Genomic DNA, 15,888 nt, shown 5'->3' with positions numbered 1-15,888 from the left:
AATCAGATAGCCAGTGCGTGAATTTGGCTTACAGCGCGAGCGGCTTCTTTGCCTTTCTTCACGAAATGTTCGGTATAGAAATTGATGAACTCATCGGCTGGCTGGAAGTTATGTGGCGTCAGTGACACAGAAAAGACCGGCACGTTGGTGGTCAGCTGCGCCTGCATCAGTCCGCTTACGACTGCTTGTGCAACGAAGTCGTGACGGTAAATGCCGCCATCAACCACCAGCGCAGCACAGACAATGGCATCGAACTTACCCGTTTGCGCCAGCCGTTGAGCCAGCAGCGGCATTTCAAAAGCGCCCGGAACGTCCCACGTTTTAATCTCGAATGACGTTCCACGGCTTTCAAGTTCCTGCTCAAACCCAACCAGGGCCTGAAAAACGATTTCGCTGTGCCAGTTTGCTTTGATAAAGGCGACTTTCAACGGCTGCATGACTTACTCCAGTAAAAGTGACATAACGGGTTAGCGGACCAAATGGAGATCCTGTACCCCCGAATCAATATGATCGGCCCAGAAGGCAACGCTCTCGGCAATATCTGCGACCACCTGACTGTCGGTGGGCTCGCGTTCTTTAAAGCTTAACTCCAGGCAAATCTCATTATTCTGCGCACCGCCTTTAGCTAATGCTTCAAGTAGCGGAGCCGGTTGGATTCGACCGGCTGCATTATACTGTAATGTAAAGGGTCTGTGGCCGCCTTTATCCATCATACTTTGTTTTATATGGAGAATGGGTGAATAGCGCGGCACGGCTTCAGCCCAGGCATAGGGATCGTAGTCGCGCGGATCGTCAGACGTTACATCGCCGTGATCAATATCGGCCATCATCCACATTGGCAATGCCAAAGGCGCCTGGCTTAAGCGCTGTTGCAATGCCAGACTCGCCGGGATCGTTTCGCCGAATTCACGCCCTATGCTCATCGGTTCCCAAAATAAATACTCCAGGCCCGCCGATTTGGCGTGCTGGGCGACCTCTGCCCAGCAGTCAATTGCGATGACTATCAGCTCTTCACGTCGCGTGACGTCATTAAAATCTTTATAGGTAAAAATGGCGAACTGTGATCCTATCGCTTTGCCACCAAGTTCAGCCGTAATATCGGCAAAAGTTTTAAACCAGTTAATGTAATAGCGCCGCACATCCGCATCGGGATGCCCGAAATGATTCAGCCGGCCATAAGGCCCGGTCATACCAGAGGTGACACATACACCGGTTTCGCTCATCGCCTTTTTCATCCGGCGCGCCATTTGCGTAATCGTTGGCGCGGCCCAGGAAGGATTAATAAATTCATGCGTGAGCTGCAGGTCGCGAATGCGAATTTGCTGCGCGACGGTATAAATCAAATCTTCCGGATCAGCGAAGCGGTTAACCAGAGGATTAGTATTCAGAGAAAGCGTTAACGGCATGAGTCTCTCCTTATCCTGCGTGCGCGCGTAGAGGCTGAGGTGGTATGGTGACGAACGTGGCATCAAACCATTGCGTAAATGCCTGCTGCTGTTCTTCACTCAGATGTAATTTATGTTTGGTGCGCCGCCAAATCACATCTTCTGCCTGCTGTGCCCACTCTTTCTCAACCAGATAACGGACTTCGATTTCATATAGAAGGCCGCCAAAGTGACGTCCTAAATCAGCCAGTTCACTGGCATTTCCTAAAAGCTGCATTAAGCGGGCACCGTACAGACGTGCATAATGTTTACGTAGCGGCTGAGGAAGCCAGGGATACTGGGATTTAACCTGCTGCAGAAAACTGTAGAAGTCGGCGTTAGCGATTTCGCCGCCGGGCAAGGTGGCGCTGCGCGTCCAGTCTGGTCCCATCGTTGGGAAGAAAGGCGCCAGCTTTTGCAGCGCGTGTTCGGCCAGTTTGCGGAATGTGGTAATTTTACCGCCAAATACGTGGAGCAGCGGGGCGTTTTGCTGATCGTCGAGATCAAACACATAGTCGCGCGTCACCGCCGACGGGTTGCCTTTACCGTCATCAAACAGCGGTCGTACGCCGGAAAAACGGGTTATGACATCGCCCGGCGTAAGTTTCACTTTGAAATAACGGTTAACCACATCAATAAGGTATTGCTGTTCGCTATCATCAGCGGTCACCGCTTCGGCTTTGCCTTCCCACGGAATATCCGTGGTGCCGATCAGCGCTTTGTCGCCTTCATACGGATTGATAAAAATGACGCGCTTATCCTTGTTCTGTACCAAATATGCCTGCTGACCTTCCCAGAACTTAGGCACAATAATGTGCGAACCCTTCACCAGACGCACGCTGCGGTTGCTGCGGGTATGGGTCACCTGGTTAACGATGTCCAACACCCAGGGTCCGGCTGCATTGACCAACACGCGCGCTAACACGGTACGCTGCTCTCCGCTGGCTTCATCTTGCAACGTAATTTCCCACTTGCCGTCTTTTCTGGTTGCAGCAAGGCAGCGCGTGCGCAGTAAAATGGTTGCGCCGCGTTCGGCGGCATCCAGGGCGTTGAGCGTGACCAGACGCGCATCATCTACCCAGCAATCTGAATATTCGAAGCCTTTTTGATACTGATCCAGCAACGGCGCACCCTCCGGATCACGCGCTAAATTTAACGAGCGCGTACCCGGCAATTTCTGGCGACCGCCAAGATGGTCATACAGAAACAAGCCGAGCCGGACCAGCCAGGCAGGGCGATCAATCGGGCTGTGCGGCAATACAAAGCGCATCGGCCAAATAATGTGCGGCGCGGAATTAAGCAGCACTTCACGTTCAATAAGCGCTTCACGTACTAAGCGGAATTCGTAATATTCAAGATAACGCAGCCCCCCGTGCACCAGCTTGCCAGAGCGCGACGAAGTGCCTTGCGCCAGATCGTCTTTCTCACACATCATTACCGTTAATCCGCGACCCGCCGCATCGCGGGCAATGCCCGCGCCATTAATGCCGCCACCGATAACAAATAAATCCAGAATATTTTCACTCATTATTGACTCCTGTATGGACGAACCCGGTTCGACCAAAAACACATTCAGCCCGCGAATGACTGTTTCAGTTGATGCCAGACAGACGGCAGATCGTTGCGGATTTGTTGATAGCTGGAGAATAAGTGTTGATAGCGTGCAACCAGTTCGGATGGCGGCGCTTCAGGGGTATCGAGTAAAGGCGTTACCCAGGTTTCAACACAGCGCTGCATGGTTGGATAAGCACCAATGGCGACAGCCGCCATCATCGCAGCACCCGCTGCGCCCGCTTCTTCACGGCGGCTACTCCGTACCGACACGCCAACGCAGGCAGACAATATTTGCCGAAGCTGGACTGAACGAATGGCACCGCCAGTAAGCCGTAGCTCACCGGGCATTGCGCCACCCATCGCCTGATAACAGTCGCGTGCTGCCATACCAATGCCTTCAACCACCGCACGAACCATATCGCCAAACTGATGGTTGTAACTCAACCCGACAAAGCTGGCGCGGGCTTCAGCATTCACAAACGGGCCGCGTTCACCGGCTTCTGAAATATAAGGGTGATAAAGCAAGCTACCGGGTTGCGCTTCACTCAACCAACGGCCAATATGCTCCACCAGTCGGGCGTGATCGGTTTCACAGCCAAAACTTTTGAGCAGTTCGCTTGCCACATTGAGTAACCAGTCAAGATTCAATGTTGAGGCCATATTGGACTGTACCTGGGTGACAAAACCCGGCCACGGCAGCGGAATAATGTAGCCGGTCTGAGCAGGATTGAGCCAGACGTCCTCAATCGCCGCCGCACGCAGGTGTACGCCCGTTGAACCGACAATCGAACACGCCGTATTGGCCTCGCCGGTATGCACGCCTGCGCCTAGCGCGGTCATTGCCATATCGACATAACCCAGACAGACTGGCGTACCCGCCCGTAAGCCGGTTAAGGCTGCTGCTTCAGGCGTGAGCGGATGCGTGATTTGGCTTCCATCAATAATTTCAGGTAGCAAATGGAGGCGATGTTCCAGTTCAAGTGAAGCAATCACGGTGTCGTCATAACGCTGATGGCGAAAGTTACCAAACGTGTAGCTGGCTTCAGAGGGATCCGTGGCGCGCACCCCCGTCAGATTCAGGTACAGCCAGTCTTTGCAGTGCAGCGCGACTTCGCAACTGTCCAGCAGTCCATGATAATGACGATCCTTATGGGCAAGCTGTGAACTTTGCTGGCAAGTAGTCAGACCGGTTCCGGTTGCTTCAAAGCGGGCGCGGGCAAGCTCAGACTGATTCAGGCGTTCAACCGTCGGTGCCGCACGCGCATCCAGCCAAATCCAGGCATCGCCAACGGGCTGGTTATTGGCCCCGACCAGCCAGCTACCATCGCCCTGGGCGGTCACAGCAACGGCTACTACGCGTTCAGATAAATTATCGACGCGCTCGGCCAGCTTGCGGATTGCGGTCACCGCATCCTGCCAGGTTTGCGTCATGGATTGTTGTGCTGCGCCACCTTCGCCACGGTAATAACTGTTGCGTACTGAAGCGCAGTCAAGCTGCACGCCTTCAAGATCAAACGCTACCGCTTTAACCACAGAAGTGCCGGAATCCACACCCAGAATAATGTCGCGATTATCCATGCACGCCTCCTCGCCATTGCGGTAGCCCTTTACCGGTAAGAAAAAAGTTTTTCATTGCTATCCCGCTTTTTGCGTTCCTGAGAGGGAAACGCTGTTAACAACATGTGATGATTTTGATAATTAATTACATACACCACATCTCACTGAGATAACACTCAAATCGTATTATTTTTCGGTTTAAGGAATATATTTCAGTTGGTTTAGCGAGGATGATCACATTTCATCGCCGGTACAATGAAGGTTACCGAAATGGAGTTTGGTAAATAATGTTTATAACTCAATGGATTAATTTATATTCCCGGAATACGGCAGAAATAAGCGATCCAGATCTCTCTCTGCAAAAAAAACGTGGCTGGCTGTTGACAACTTAACCATATCAGCACAATTTTCTCCAGAGCAGTTATCATATTTATAACATTTAGGGCGGTTTATATCGCTTGTTAAACAGCCTGAGAGGTCAACGTTATGTCCGATGTCTCTACCCTTACGCGCCAGATTTCACGTCGCCGTTTACGGCGCTACACCTTCATTGGCATCGCTGTTATTGCGGTCATCGGTGCAATGGCACTGGATACCAAAGTGGTCAAAATAGGGTCTGCCAATGATGTGCAGGAGCAGGCTTTTTCACCGGACACGTATGGCAATAAAAACTTTCCTGATATTCAGAAAGATGTCATCTCACGTGCGGTTGACGCCAAAACGCTGGCTGAGGCAGTGCTGGCTAATCAGCAAGAGGCGGCGAAAAAATATGGCGTGGGTGCGCCGCTACCGGTATTGCCTGTCAAATTAGAAGGGGTAGTCGAACAGGGACAGATGGGCATTTACACGTTGAAAGTGGCGAATATGCCGCAAGAAATTCAGGTAAGAATGCAAACCGGGCCGGCGATTACCGGCACCGATTTACGTGATGCAACCGGCAAAATCCAGTTCGGCGATTTCACTAATCAGATCGAATATCAGAATGCGGGTTCTGCCATTAATCGCGCGATGAAAAAGGCGGTATTAGACAAAGTGGATCGTGATGCCTTACCCGGTAAAACGGTGCAGGTGGTTGGGGTATTTCGTTTGCTTAATCCCAAAAACTGGATGGTAACCCCGGTTAGTCTGGAGGTGAAATGAGCCAGTTCAAAGTTAATCCGGCGCTGTTAAAAGGTGAAGTGATCCTTGAAGCGCGGAACATCAGCAAAGTCTATGGCTCTACCCATGCGTTGAAAGAGGTCAATTTTGAAATTCGCCGTGGTGAAGTCACCACGCTGTTTGGTGAAAACGGCGCAGGCAAATCGACGCTGATGAAAATCCTTTCCGGGGTGATCAACCCTAGCGCAGGAGAGATTGTGCTGAATGGCGAGAACAAGGTGTTTCATTCCGCCACAGAAGCGCGCGATTGTGGCATCTCAATCATTCATCAGGAACTTAACCTTGCCCCAAACATGAACGTCCGCGACAACATCTTTATTGGCCGGGAAATTATGAAACCCGGCGGGGTAGATTACGCCGAAGAAGCGCGGATTACCCGCCATCTGATGGAGGCGCTTGAAGAAGAGATCGATCCGTTAACCCCCGTTGAAAATTTGCGTCTGGGTCAGCAGCAAATTGTTGAAATTGCACGCGCATTATCGGTGAACTCGCAAATTCTGATTATGGATGAGCCAACTTCTGCCTTGAGCGCAGCAGAAGTTGAAGTGCTGTTTCAGGTAATCCGCGACCTGACCAGTCAAGGCGTGGCGATTGTCTATATTTCGCATCATCTTGAAGAAGCGCTGGAAATTACCGACCGTGCGGTGGTGCTGCGTGATGGCGTAATGACGGCGTATGCCAAACGCGATGAAATCAATCTTGAATGGATTGTGCGCAACATGGTTGGCGACCACTTTGAGCTTGGCTCGCCACCCCAGGGCTACGAATTTGGACATACCACGCTGGAAGTCAAAGATCTGACCGTAAAAGGCGAGGCGGGTATCAAATTGGTGGACAACGTTTCTCTTAATGTTCGCGCCGGGGAAATCGTCTGCATTTACGGCTTAATGGGCGCAGGTCGCACTGAATTGATGGAATGCGTGGCGGGACGTTTACACCAGTCCAGCGGCAGCATTCTTTTAGAAAATGACGATGTTTCCAGCCTGTCAATTTCACAGCGTATCGCAGGGGGGTTGGCGCTGGTGCCTGAAGATCGCCAACGCGACGGTTTGGTCCAGACCATGACCGTCGGTGAAAACCTTTCTCTTGCCAGTATCAGCGACTTCGTACGTGGGCTGATACTTTCAACGCGTCGTGAAAAACAGCTCATCAACGACGGCATCCGCAACGTCACGGTGAAAACCGCCGGTGGTGAGGCCGCGATTGGTTCGCTTTCCGGTGGTAACCAACAGAAAGTGGTGATCGGCAAAATGCTCGCGACTCGTCCCAAAATCATTCTGTTGGATGAACCCAGCCGCGGTATTGATATTGGCGCTAAAGCCGAAGTGTTTCGTCTGCTGGCTGACAACGCCAAAAAGGGCTTAGCGGTGATCTATACCACTTCCGAAGTCGGCGAATGCCTGAGTATTGCCCATCGTATTGTGGTGATGAGCAAAGGGCGGATCTCAGCCATCTTCGATTCCAGCGTAACCAAAGAACGCATTATGGCCGCCTCGGGCGAATCTCTGGTGGCATGACGATGAAAAACGGAGCAAAAAACATGACAGACAGAAGCCAGACGCTGAGCGCAACGCCGCCCGTCGCCAAAAAAGCGAATGCGTCAAAAGGCATGAATGTGGCACACCTGCTGCTTGAAGGGCGCGCCTTCATCGCCTTATTGATTATTATCGCAACCTTTTCTTTTCTTTCACCAAACTATTTTACCGGTGCCAACTTTCTCACTATGGCGTCACATGTAGCCATTTTTGGCTTACCTGCCATTGGCATGTTGCTGGTTATTTTGAATGGCGGCATTGATCTTTCGGTTGGCTCAACGCTCGGCCTGGCAGGCGTTTTCGCGGGTTTTTTGATGCAAGGCATTAATCTGGAAGCGCTGGGCGTGGTGCTTTATCTGCCGGTGTGGGCGGTTGCCGTTCTAACGCTGGCAATGGGCGCGCTGGTGGGATTAGTGAACGGGATCCTGATCGCATGGTGTCGCGTACCGGCCTTTGTTGCCACCCTGGGTTCGCTGTATGTCGCACGCGGCGTTGCGCTGCTGATGACGAATGGCCTGACTTACAACAAATTGTCGGGCAGCGAAGCGCTGGGCAATACGGGATTCGACTGGCTGGGATTCAATCGTATTTTCAACATTCCGGTGGGTGTTCTGGTACTCGGTGTGGTTGCGCTGGCCTGTGGCTTCTTGCTCAGCCGTTCAGCTTTTGGCCGCTGGCTGTATGCCTCGGGCGGTAATGAACGCGCGGCGGATCTGTCCGGCGTGCCGGTTAAACGCATCAAGGTTAGCGTTTACGTGCTTTCGGGCATTTGCGCTGCGATGGCTGGGTTGGTGCTTTCTTCTCAGCTTACGTCAGCCGGTCCAACGGCGGGTACAACTTATGAACTGACGGCAATAGCTGCCGTGGTAATCGGTGGCGCAGCATTGACGGGAGGACGCGGCAATGTGCGCGGCACACTGCTCGGCGCATTCGTCATCGGTTTTCTCTCTGATGGTCTGGTGATTATCGGTGTTTCTGCTTACTGGCAGACGGTATTTACTGGCGCGGTCATTGTGCTGGCCGTGTTGCTTAACACGCTGCAATACGGTCGGCGCGGACGATAAATTTCGCTCCCTGCGCGGGAGTGAACCCGTAAACCTGTACCCCCAATAATAACGGAGCAACAATATGTTCATTAACAGCAAGCGTTTCATTCTGGCCGCCGCCGCCGCTGCAACAGTATTTGCAACACCCACCTGGGCAGATAATGGCTTGATGACCATTATCGTTAACGATCCTTCCAACCCTTACTGGCTGGCCGAAGGGCAGGTTGCCCAGAAAGCGGCGGAAAAGCTGGGCTACAGCGCCAAAGTTAGCGCCCATAAGGGGGATACCAATACTGAGAGCCAGCTAATTGATACTGCGATCACCAATAAGTCTAAAGCTATCATTCTGGATCCGGCGAACGCCGACGGTTCTATCGGCTCGGTTAAAAAAGCTATTGCTGCTCACATTCCGGTATTTGTGATCAATGCCGAGCTAAACCAAAGTGGCCTGGCAAAAGCGCAGTTAGTGTCTAATAACGCACAAGGTGCAGCTGTAGGTGCGATGGAATGGGTAAAACAGGTCGGTGACAGCGCCAATTATGTTGAGCTGGTTGGCCCGCCTTCAGATAACAATGCCGCTACGCGTGCCAACGGTTTTGAAACGGTATTGTCACAATATCCAAATCTGAAAAAGGTTGGTAAAGAAGTGGCGAACTGGGATCGGACGCAAGGCTTTAACAAAATGCAATCGCTGTTACAGGCCAATCCCAATATCAAAGGAGTGATCAGCGGTAACGACGAAATGGCGCTAGGTGCTATCGCCGCCCTGAAAGAAGCGGGCAAACTGAATCAGGTAAAAGTTGGCGGTTTTGATGGCTCCCCGGATGCGGTGGATGCTGTGAAAGCCGGTACGCTGGCCTATACCGTGATGCAGCCGGTCGCGCAGTTTGCGCAGAAAGCGGTTGAGCAGGCTGACAGCTTCCTCAAAACGGGTAAAACCGGTGCACCCGCAGAGAAACAATTATTTGACTGCGTGTTGATTACCAAAGAAAACGCCAACAAGTTTGTTTCACCTTTTGTTTTATCTGAGTAATTGTGCGAACGATGTTATTGGGCGCTGCGGCGCCCTTTTTTTATCGCGCATCACTATTTGCTAAATAGTCGTTTCGGCGGTGTAATTAGCACCGAAATAGCATTTTTCTCTCGTAATCTCGGATGATATATGGCGCAAAACCTGCAAGAAAATTCTCTCGGCGTATTCATGGCAGAAACTTTACCGAGTGACAGCCGACAGGCGCGGCAGCTGGCGCGACGCCAGTTGATTGCAGAGGCCGTAATGGCAGAAGGTGCGATCCGCATTGAAGATATTACTGAGCGCTTCGGTATTAGCCTGATGACCGCCCACCGCGACATTGATGAAATGGTGGAGCGTGGATTACTGCATAAATCACGCGGCGTGGTTTCTGCTACACCTACCAGCCTGGTGGAATCCAGCGATATTTATCGCGCAACGCGGCAGCTGGAGGAAAAACAAGCGATAGCGGAGATAGCAGCAAGTTATCTGGAAACCGGGCAGGCCATCTTTCTGGATGATTCCACCACTGTCCTGCAAATGGCACGTCTTCTTCCCGCCAAAGCGCCTTTAACCGTTATCACTAATTCGCTGACGCTGATGAGCGAATTAAAAAATGTGCGCGATATTACCCTGCTGGGTCTGGGTGGCCAGTTTCATAACTGGTGTAATGCCTTTATGGGCCGCATGACGCGCAATGAAATTGCCAGTCTGCGCGCCGATATGTTTTTCGTCAGCATGTCCGCAATCATTGACGACACCGTGTTCCACCAGTCGGCAGAAACGGTCGAAACTAAACGCGCAATGTTTGACGCTGCGCAGAAACGTATATTAATGATGGATAACACCAAATTTGAACGTCGGGCGCTGCATAGCTTTGCCCATCTTAATGAATTCGATGCCGTAATTGTTAACCAGGGTACAGCGGTTCCCGTTTTACATCGCCTGCAGGACTTAGGAGTTAATGTCGTCGTTGCGCCAATGAAATTGCCCGGCGTGAGTAGATCAATGAATGACTTTTAGTCATCATCTTTTCGCAGGCGAAGGACACAACAGGCAGAGCTGACAGCAAGATGCACGCCCCTGGTAATGTTTTTTGCGCGTAACCGTTCCGGGTTACGAAATTGATTAAAATAAATACTGGATATTTGAACAGGTATTTGTATACTATTTCTACTGCCCGCTGGGTATTAGTGTGAGTAAGTAGATGGTGATGCCTATGATGATGTCGACAGAAAACCTCAATTCGCTGAATCAATCGATCACGATGAGCAGCCGTGAAATTGCCAAAATGACCGGCATTACTCATGGTGAGGTGAAGCGTTTGATCAAAAGCCTGGAAGCTGCGCAACGTCTTTCGCAGCCCATAAGCGTTAATGTTTATGAGCGGGAAGGGGAAATGCGTCAGGAATATTGCCTGAATAAACGGGACTCTTTACTGGCCGTTGCGCGACTTTCTCCAGGATTCACAGCAGAAGCGCTCGATCGCTGGCAGGATCGCGAGAAAAGTGCACATTTACCGGACTTTACTAATCCTGCCGCCGCCGCACGTGCCTGGGCGGAACAGTTTGAACAGCGTCTGGCAGCAGAACAGCAACTGGCGCTCTCTGCCCCAAAGGCTGAATTTTTTGACCGTTTTGTAGACGTTCAGGACGCGCTAGGCTTTCGTCAGCTTTGCAAAATGCTGAAGGCGAAGGAACCGGAATTCCGGCAATTTTTGCTGGAGCGTAACATCATGTATCGCGCTAATGGTGTACTGACACCGCAGCACTATCATTTGCAGGCGGGCTATTTCACTCTGCATTCCGGTATTGGTGAAAATCAGCACGCTTTTTCTCAGGCACGCTTCACCGCGAAAGGTGTTAAATGGGTTGCCAGTTTGTGGGCAGGGCATATCGCGTTACAGCCAAAAGGCGCGGCGGCTTAAAACAGATACGCAATTTCTTCTCTTTGAAAGAGATGTAAATGGTGAGTTTTTGCCTTCTGAGAAAGCCGATCTCATGACCGAAGCGACGATGCGGCTGTTTACCTGTAGCAATCGGGGCGCCGGAACATATTCTGGCGCGTTCGTTAACGAATGCAGGTCAGTAGGATCTGCGTTGCTGACTTTTTAAATTGCTGACAGATAAACGTGTTCTGCCGGGGAACAGATTGTTCCCGCTGGGCTGGTGACGTTCTCTGTCGTGTAACGCATAAAAAAGCAGCGCGCTCGCTGCACCCATTGATGAAACAGCATTAAAAAAACCTGAGCGCCAGCCAGGCCCGCCACTCAGGTTTGACTTATAAATACAGGGTTAGCTGTTATCGCATGACTCGCTTATTTATTTAACAGCGCTTCGTATTGCGCCTGAAACTGCGGGGCGTTCCATACGCCGTCAAAGAGGGTATAGGTGATATATCCCTTATTGAGCCAGCCGGCGTCAGTGTCGTTCAGAACCGGTGTCAGCGCAGCCGGGTTCATGGTCTGCTTTGCCTTGCCGTCTGCCAACAATTCATAGCCGATCTGCGGCGTGGGGAATACTTCGTTACCGATGTAGTGCACGCCCTTGATGTCTGTTTTTGCCAACGCCGGGTAATTAATGCTTAGGCCAGAACCTTTGGGCAGTACAGGTGTGCCCGCCTTGTGTTTAGCGTTGAGCTTATCGACCATACTGACAACGTAATCGACCGATTCTGGCCAGTATTTTTGGGTGCTCGGCCACTTATTTTTCATCTCATCTTCGGTAAGGATGTAACCGATGCTGGCCGCAATCGCCGGAAAGCCATAGCGTACAGCGCGTGCGGCGGCGCCGACGGTGCCGGAGTTTACCTGCGACATGCCAGTGTTGGGGCCGTCGTTAACCCCGGAGATAACCAAATCTGGCGCGGCGTCCTTCAATATCCCCCACAGGCCGAAATCAACGGCGTCGGCTGGCGTGCCGGGGAAGCAGTAACGTTTGCTGGCGACTTTTTTAACGTCGAAGAGCTTGCCGGTTTTAAAGGTAATGGCGGAGCCAATACCACTCTGATTAGTGGCCGGGGCCACCATCCAGACGTCATAGCCTTTAGCCGTCAACTTGTCTTGCAGCGAGGTGCTACCTGGCGATTCGCAGCCGTCGTCATTGACGATCAGAATCTTCAGCGGGGCCGATGCTGCCTGCGCGGTGAAGGCGAAGGCAGAAAGCAGGGCGGCGGCGAGTATTTTTGTTTTCATTGGTGCTCCTTGTGTGATGGTCAGGGCCTGATAGGCGCAAAAAAAACCTAAGACACTTGCACACAGCGCGGCTGCGACAAATATCTTAGGTTTTGCCTGCATTCAGTAACAATCCCAGGATGACAATGAAAATACGCCCAGTAATCGTTGTCGTCCAGAGAGACAGGCTATTTTCTGTGACAGAGCTCAATAAATAAAACAGAATTTTTATATTAAAAGGATAAATTAAATTATTTTTTTACGCCTTTCAGTTAATCGAATATTTATATATAAGTCTGTTTTTCGTTAAATATTTATATTCAGGTTTGATGCGCCATTTACGATATGAACACGATCACAGATATTAATTTCATGCCTAAAAAGTGAGTGTGATTTATCGGCGTTGATGATATTGTCGCCGTCACTGGATTGTTACTGTATATACAGGCAAAACCTACGTCATATATCGCGAACGGTTATCACCGCTCCCGAAAAAGGACGTGGGTTTTTTGTTTTGGTCGGCGGATAAAAAGGAGAATATAAATGAAAAACGGCTGACAGAGTTAATGGTTGTCGTAAATGCTGCAGCCTGTCCGGTAAAAATAAGACAGTAATATCTTTTGATGATGCGGTGACCATCTATTTCGCACTGTTAAAAGATGTTCTGTTTACTGTTCCCGACAGCGATCAGGTGTGGGCCAGTTTGCTGCTGATCCACGACAACGTACAGATAGCCAGGCTGTTTAGGCGAAGGAACCAGGGGCATGTCGGGTCGCTTCTATGCCAGCGCCGCCGCATAGCAGCAAGAAATCATGACCGTCATTTTAAAACAGGTGGAACGCGATGATCAGTTCCTCGGACTGGTCGGGATGTTCTTCGATGGCTTTGAAAGTGGTTTTAATAAGGTGATAACCAAAAATTAAATATTTTATTAAATTTGCTCGCTATAGGGTGCCGTAAATCGGTTCGCTGAAATGCGTCGAAGCAGGGAAAGGCATTCGACGACGAATAAAATAACATTCATTTCATTCCGTTTGGCCGCAGCTCGCTATTAACGCTCGCCGGTAAGAACGCGCTGTGGCTCTATGCTAGGGTAATATTATGAACCTGAATCGCATTGCTTTGGCGCTTGTTGCGCTCGGCATCTCTGCGTCAGTCTGGGCTGCTGATAATAATGATAATCTTAAACAAGATACGGCGATAAATAATATTATCGCTGATCCATTTTTTCGTGATTCAACGATGTCGCTATCACTAATGAACCAGTGGAAATATCTGAATGAAGGCAATGCCAAACCTAAACACGTACATAATGTCTGGGGGCAGGGCGTTGCGATTGATTATCAGTCTGGCTATTTTGACGATATAATCGGCGTTGATGCCATCTATTATGGCGCCGTTAAGCTGGGAGCCAGCGATTATTTTAACTCTCGTGGTGTGCTTTATAATAAGGGCAGCGGAAATAAGAAAAGCAATGCCGGAGGCTTTTCTAAATTCGGCCAGCGCAATATCAAGCTGAAATATGATGTGGCGGATGTACAGCTCAACGCCCGCTGGGGTTGGCAGGTACTGAAAAATTTCGGCGTTATCACCACTTCAACGCGCCTGTCGCCAACCACCTATTCCGGCTGGAGCAGCTCGCTAAGCTATGACGATTTGACTCTGCGCGGGGCGTATATCGAAAACTCGATGCAACGTAACTCACCGGACAAGCAGCACTTCCAGACGAATACCGGACGCAATATCAATTACCTCGCCAGCGGCGATCTGCTATGGAAAAGCCGACGGCTACGGTGAAAGCGACAGCTATCTGCGCCGCCATCTCTTATTCACTAACTTCAGGCCCATCGAGCGGCTGAATATCGGCACGCAAATCTACGCTACCTACGCTCTCGATGAATATACCGCCATGCCTGAAAGCAAACGCGACTTCGACAATAACGCCTGGCACTTTGCCCTTGATGCCACCTGGAAGGCTGATCGCTGGAGTAGCAAGTGGGGGATAGGTTATACCGATGCCAAAAAGGCTAACGAAGTGGGTTTTTACCCACGTCATATGAGCAAAAACTCGCGTGGCACCTTTATCTCAATGGCCAATGCGGGCGATGACTATATGCGCGACGGGGAGCTGGTACTGGCGAATATATCGGACTATCTGCTGACGCCGGAACTGGCAGTGGGGCTGTCGGGCAATATCGCCCAGTTCAGTTACAAGGGCAACCACGTACGCAGTGGTGGAATTAGCGTTTTCAGCCGCTGGGCGCCTTCCGACCCGCAGCTAAAGAACCTGACGGTGTGGGTGATGTTCGGTCCGGGCTGGTCGTACAAAAGCAGCGGCAAAACCCCGGTGCTGACGGACGGTCGCTACATGCGGACCCACTCGCTTGGGTCAGAAGTGAGCATTGAATACCGCTTCCGCATGTTCTGAGTCGCGTAATAGGCCGAGTCACGTTTCTCCGCTGAGATTTCAGCCAAAAAGTAAAATCTCAGAGGGCGAAAACCGCTTATGACTGCGCTGACAGATAAAACCTGATTTTCTGACATCCGTCGAAAATCAGGTTTTTTGTTTTTGAACTCTGATGAAAATCACTGAAATGTTTAGCATTGTGGTCGCTATTCCGAAGGAGCAGTAACGCGAGCAGACGGTGAGCCTGTTACCGCCCTGTCGGGATCTTCAGACAGATCGCTTTCGGCCACACAGGCCAACTCGCGCGTCCATTTTTGCCCAGACATGGCCCGTACAGTGGGAGCTGTAGTCGTTACGTGGCAGGAAACGGTGAAGGAATTTGCAATAGCCCACAAAACATGTTTTTCAGCGTGGTGGAAAATATCTCTCTGTTGCCCTTTGCCAGCGCTTCTGCACCCGCAATCGCGCCATACGTTACGGTTAAAAGTAATCTTGCCGCACAGGATAAATCAACTGCCATACCGATAACGCCAGCCTGTCTGGCTTCCTTTAGGCGTTCGGTCAGCAAAGCCGTAATTGCCTGATATTTTTCTTCGAGCATCTTCGCAACTTCAGCATTACGCATCCCTTCTGCCATGATCTCCACGACCAATGCACGTTGTGCCTGATCTTCTTCAGTGACCTGCAGACAGGATGCAACCAGATAATCCACGAGCTCTTTTCCTGCAATGGGTTCGCGAAAATGCATCATCGCACGCTCTTGATCTTCCAGGATAATAGCCTGAATTAACGCTTCCTTGGAGGGAAAATGATGATAAAGCGTACCGGGACTAATATTGCATGTTTTACAGATGGTTTTCATTGAGGTGCTATGAAAGCCATTGATGGAAAAACATTGCCGTGCCGCAATCAGTACGCGCTCAGGGGTTGGGGGAACTGCGTTTAGCGTCATTGCGTTTCCAGATAAATTCGGTGGCTTGTTACCGGCATTGTAAAAGAGTTGTCCGGCAAGGCACAAATTTG

Annotated in this window: 12 protein-coding genes and 1 pseudogene; 7 read left to right on the top strand and 6 right to left on the bottom strand. The window is 50.8% G+C overall.

Features of this window, described 5'->3' with window-relative positions; translation table 11 throughout:
- Positions 1–2: 2 nt before the first annotated feature.
- From QRY16_RS12125 to QRY16_RS12110, 4 genes are read right to left on the bottom strand one after another with little or no spacing between them, the layout of a single operon-like run.
- Positions 3–437: a 6,7-dimethyl-8-ribityllumazine synthase gene (locus QRY16_RS12125; RefSeq protein WP_289776752.1), complete on the bottom strand. Its 435-nt coding sequence runs from the start codon at positions 435–437 to the stop codon at positions 3–5.
- Positions 438–467: 30 nt separating this feature from the next.
- Complete coding sequence (locus QRY16_RS12120) at positions 468–1,406, bottom strand: sugar phosphate isomerase/epimerase family protein (RefSeq protein WP_289776751.1); 939 nt, start codon at positions 1,404–1,406, stop codon at positions 468–470.
- A 10-nt stretch (positions 1,407–1,416) separates the two neighbouring features.
- Positions 1,417–2,952, bottom strand: coding sequence for a glycerol-3-phosphate dehydrogenase (locus QRY16_RS12115; RefSeq protein ID WP_289776750.1), 1,536 nt, complete (start codon positions 2,950–2,952; stop codon positions 1,417–1,419).
- A gap of 44 nt (positions 2,953–2,996) precedes the next feature.
- Positions 2,997–4,556 carry an FGGY-family carbohydrate kinase gene (locus QRY16_RS12110; protein WP_289776749.1) on the bottom strand — a complete coding sequence of 520 codons (1,560 nt, stop codon included), beginning with the start codon at positions 4,554–4,556 and terminating at the stop codon, positions 2,997–2,999.
- Between the two features lie 465 nt (positions 4,557–5,021).
- Between QRY16_RS12110 and QRY16_RS12105 the strand changes: the two genes are divergently transcribed.
- The 6 genes from QRY16_RS12105 (at position 5,022) to QRY16_RS12080 (ending at position 11,213) form a co-directional block, all read left to right on the top strand.
- The gene (locus tag QRY16_RS12105) at positions 5,022–5,675 is read left to right on the top strand and encodes a DUF2291 family protein (protein WP_289776748.1); all 654 of its coding nucleotides are present in this window, start codon (positions 5,022–5,024) and stop codon (positions 5,673–5,675) included.
- Positions 5,672–7,210 (top strand): sugar ABC transporter ATP-binding protein, encoded by a 1,539-nt coding sequence (locus QRY16_RS12100; protein ID WP_289776747.1) that lies wholly within the window; start codon positions 5,672–5,674, stop codon positions 7,208–7,210. The genes QRY16_RS12105 and QRY16_RS12100 overlap by 4 nt, the downstream gene beginning before the upstream one ends.
- A 23-nt stretch (positions 7,211–7,233) precedes the next feature.
- Positions 7,234–8,292, top strand: a complete 1,059-nt coding sequence (locus QRY16_RS12095) for an ABC transporter permease (RefSeq protein ID WP_289776746.1) — start codon at positions 7,234–7,236, stop codon at positions 8,290–8,292.
- A gap of 64 nt (positions 8,293–8,356) precedes the next feature.
- On the top strand, positions 8,357–9,307 hold the full coding sequence (locus tag QRY16_RS12090) for a D-ribose ABC transporter substrate-binding protein (RefSeq protein WP_289776745.1): 951 nt from the start codon (positions 8,357–8,359) through the stop codon (positions 9,305–9,307).
- 129 nt (positions 9,308–9,436) lie between these two features.
- On the top strand, positions 9,437–10,309 hold the full coding sequence (locus QRY16_RS12085) for a DeoR/GlpR family DNA-binding transcription regulator (RefSeq protein ID WP_289776744.1): 873 nt from the start codon (positions 9,437–9,439) through the stop codon (positions 10,307–10,309).
- 196 nt (positions 10,310–10,505) lie between these two features.
- Positions 10,506–11,213, top strand: a complete 708-nt coding sequence (locus tag QRY16_RS12080) for a phage antirepressor KilAC domain-containing protein (protein WP_289776743.1) — start codon at positions 10,506–10,508, stop codon at positions 11,211–11,213.
- 390 nt (positions 11,214–11,603) lie between these two features.
- On the opposite strand, the gene surE is transcribed toward QRY16_RS12080, so the two are convergent.
- The gene (gene surE / locus QRY16_RS12075) at positions 11,604–12,479 is read right to left on the bottom strand and encodes a 5'/3'-nucleotidase SurE (protein WP_289776742.1); all 876 of its coding nucleotides are present in this window, start codon (positions 12,477–12,479) and stop codon (positions 11,604–11,606) included.
- A 1,080-nt stretch (positions 12,480–13,559) separates the two neighbouring features.
- Between surE and QRY16_RS12070 the strand changes: the two are divergent.
- Positions 13,560–14,886 (top strand): annotated as a pseudogene (locus QRY16_RS12070) (OprD family outer membrane porin).
- 331 nt (positions 14,887–15,217) lie between these two features.
- Here QRY16_RS12070 and QRY16_RS12065 read toward each other — a convergent pair.
- On the bottom strand, positions 15,218–15,817 hold the full coding sequence (locus QRY16_RS12065) for a TetR/AcrR family transcriptional regulator (RefSeq protein WP_419776129.1): 600 nt from the start codon (positions 15,815–15,817) through the stop codon (positions 15,218–15,220).
- Positions 15,818–15,888: the final 71 nt, after the last annotated feature.

Source organism: Mixta mediterraneensis, assembly GCF_030283135.1.
GTDB classification, from domain to species: Bacteria; Pseudomonadota; Gammaproteobacteria; order Enterobacterales; family Enterobacteriaceae; genus Pantoea; species Pantoea mediterraneensis.
The sequence above is the reverse complement of the archived record's forward strand: the minus strand, read 5'-3'. Positions and strand labels throughout refer to the sequence as shown.

Coding starts and splice junctions, on each gene's coding strand:
- QRY16_RS12100 (WP_289776747.1), top strand. CDS start 5,672: ATGAGCCAGTTCAAAGTTAATCCGGCGCTGTTAAAAGGTGAAGTGATC.
- QRY16_RS12115 (WP_289776750.1), bottom strand. CDS start 2,952: ATGAGTGAAAATATTCTGGATTTATTTGTTATCGGTGGCGGCATTAAT.
- QRY16_RS12085 (WP_289776744.1), top strand. CDS start 9,437: ATGGCGCAAAACCTGCAAGAAAATTCTCTCGGCGTATTCATGGCAGAA.
- QRY16_RS12090 (WP_289776745.1), top strand. CDS start 8,357: ATGTTCATTAACAGCAAGCGTTTCATTCTGGCCGCCGCCGCCGCTGCA.
- QRY16_RS12065 (WP_419776129.1), bottom strand. CDS start 15,817: ATGACGCTAAACGCAGTTCCCCCAACCCCTGAGCGCGTACTGATTGCG.
- QRY16_RS12095 (WP_289776746.1), top strand. CDS start 7,234: ATGACAGACAGAAGCCAGACGCTGAGCGCAACGCCGCCCGTCGCCAAA.
- surE (WP_289776742.1), bottom strand. CDS start 12,479: ATGAAAACAAAAATACTCGCCGCCGCCCTGCTTTCTGCCTTCGCCTTC.
- QRY16_RS12110 (WP_289776749.1), bottom strand. CDS start 4,556: ATGGATAATCGCGACATTATTCTGGGTGTGGATTCCGGCACTTCTGTG.
- QRY16_RS12105 (WP_289776748.1), top strand. CDS start 5,022: ATGTCCGATGTCTCTACCCTTACGCGCCAGATTTCACGTCGCCGTTTA.
- QRY16_RS12080 (WP_289776743.1), top strand. CDS start 10,506: ATGATGATGTCGACAGAAAACCTCAATTCGCTGAATCAATCGATCACG.
- QRY16_RS12125 (WP_289776752.1), bottom strand. CDS start 437: ATGCAGCCGTTGAAAGTCGCCTTTATCAAAGCAAACTGGCACAGCGAA.
- QRY16_RS12120 (WP_289776751.1), bottom strand. CDS start 1,406: ATGCCGTTAACGCTTTCTCTGAATACTAATCCTCTGGTTAACCGCTTC.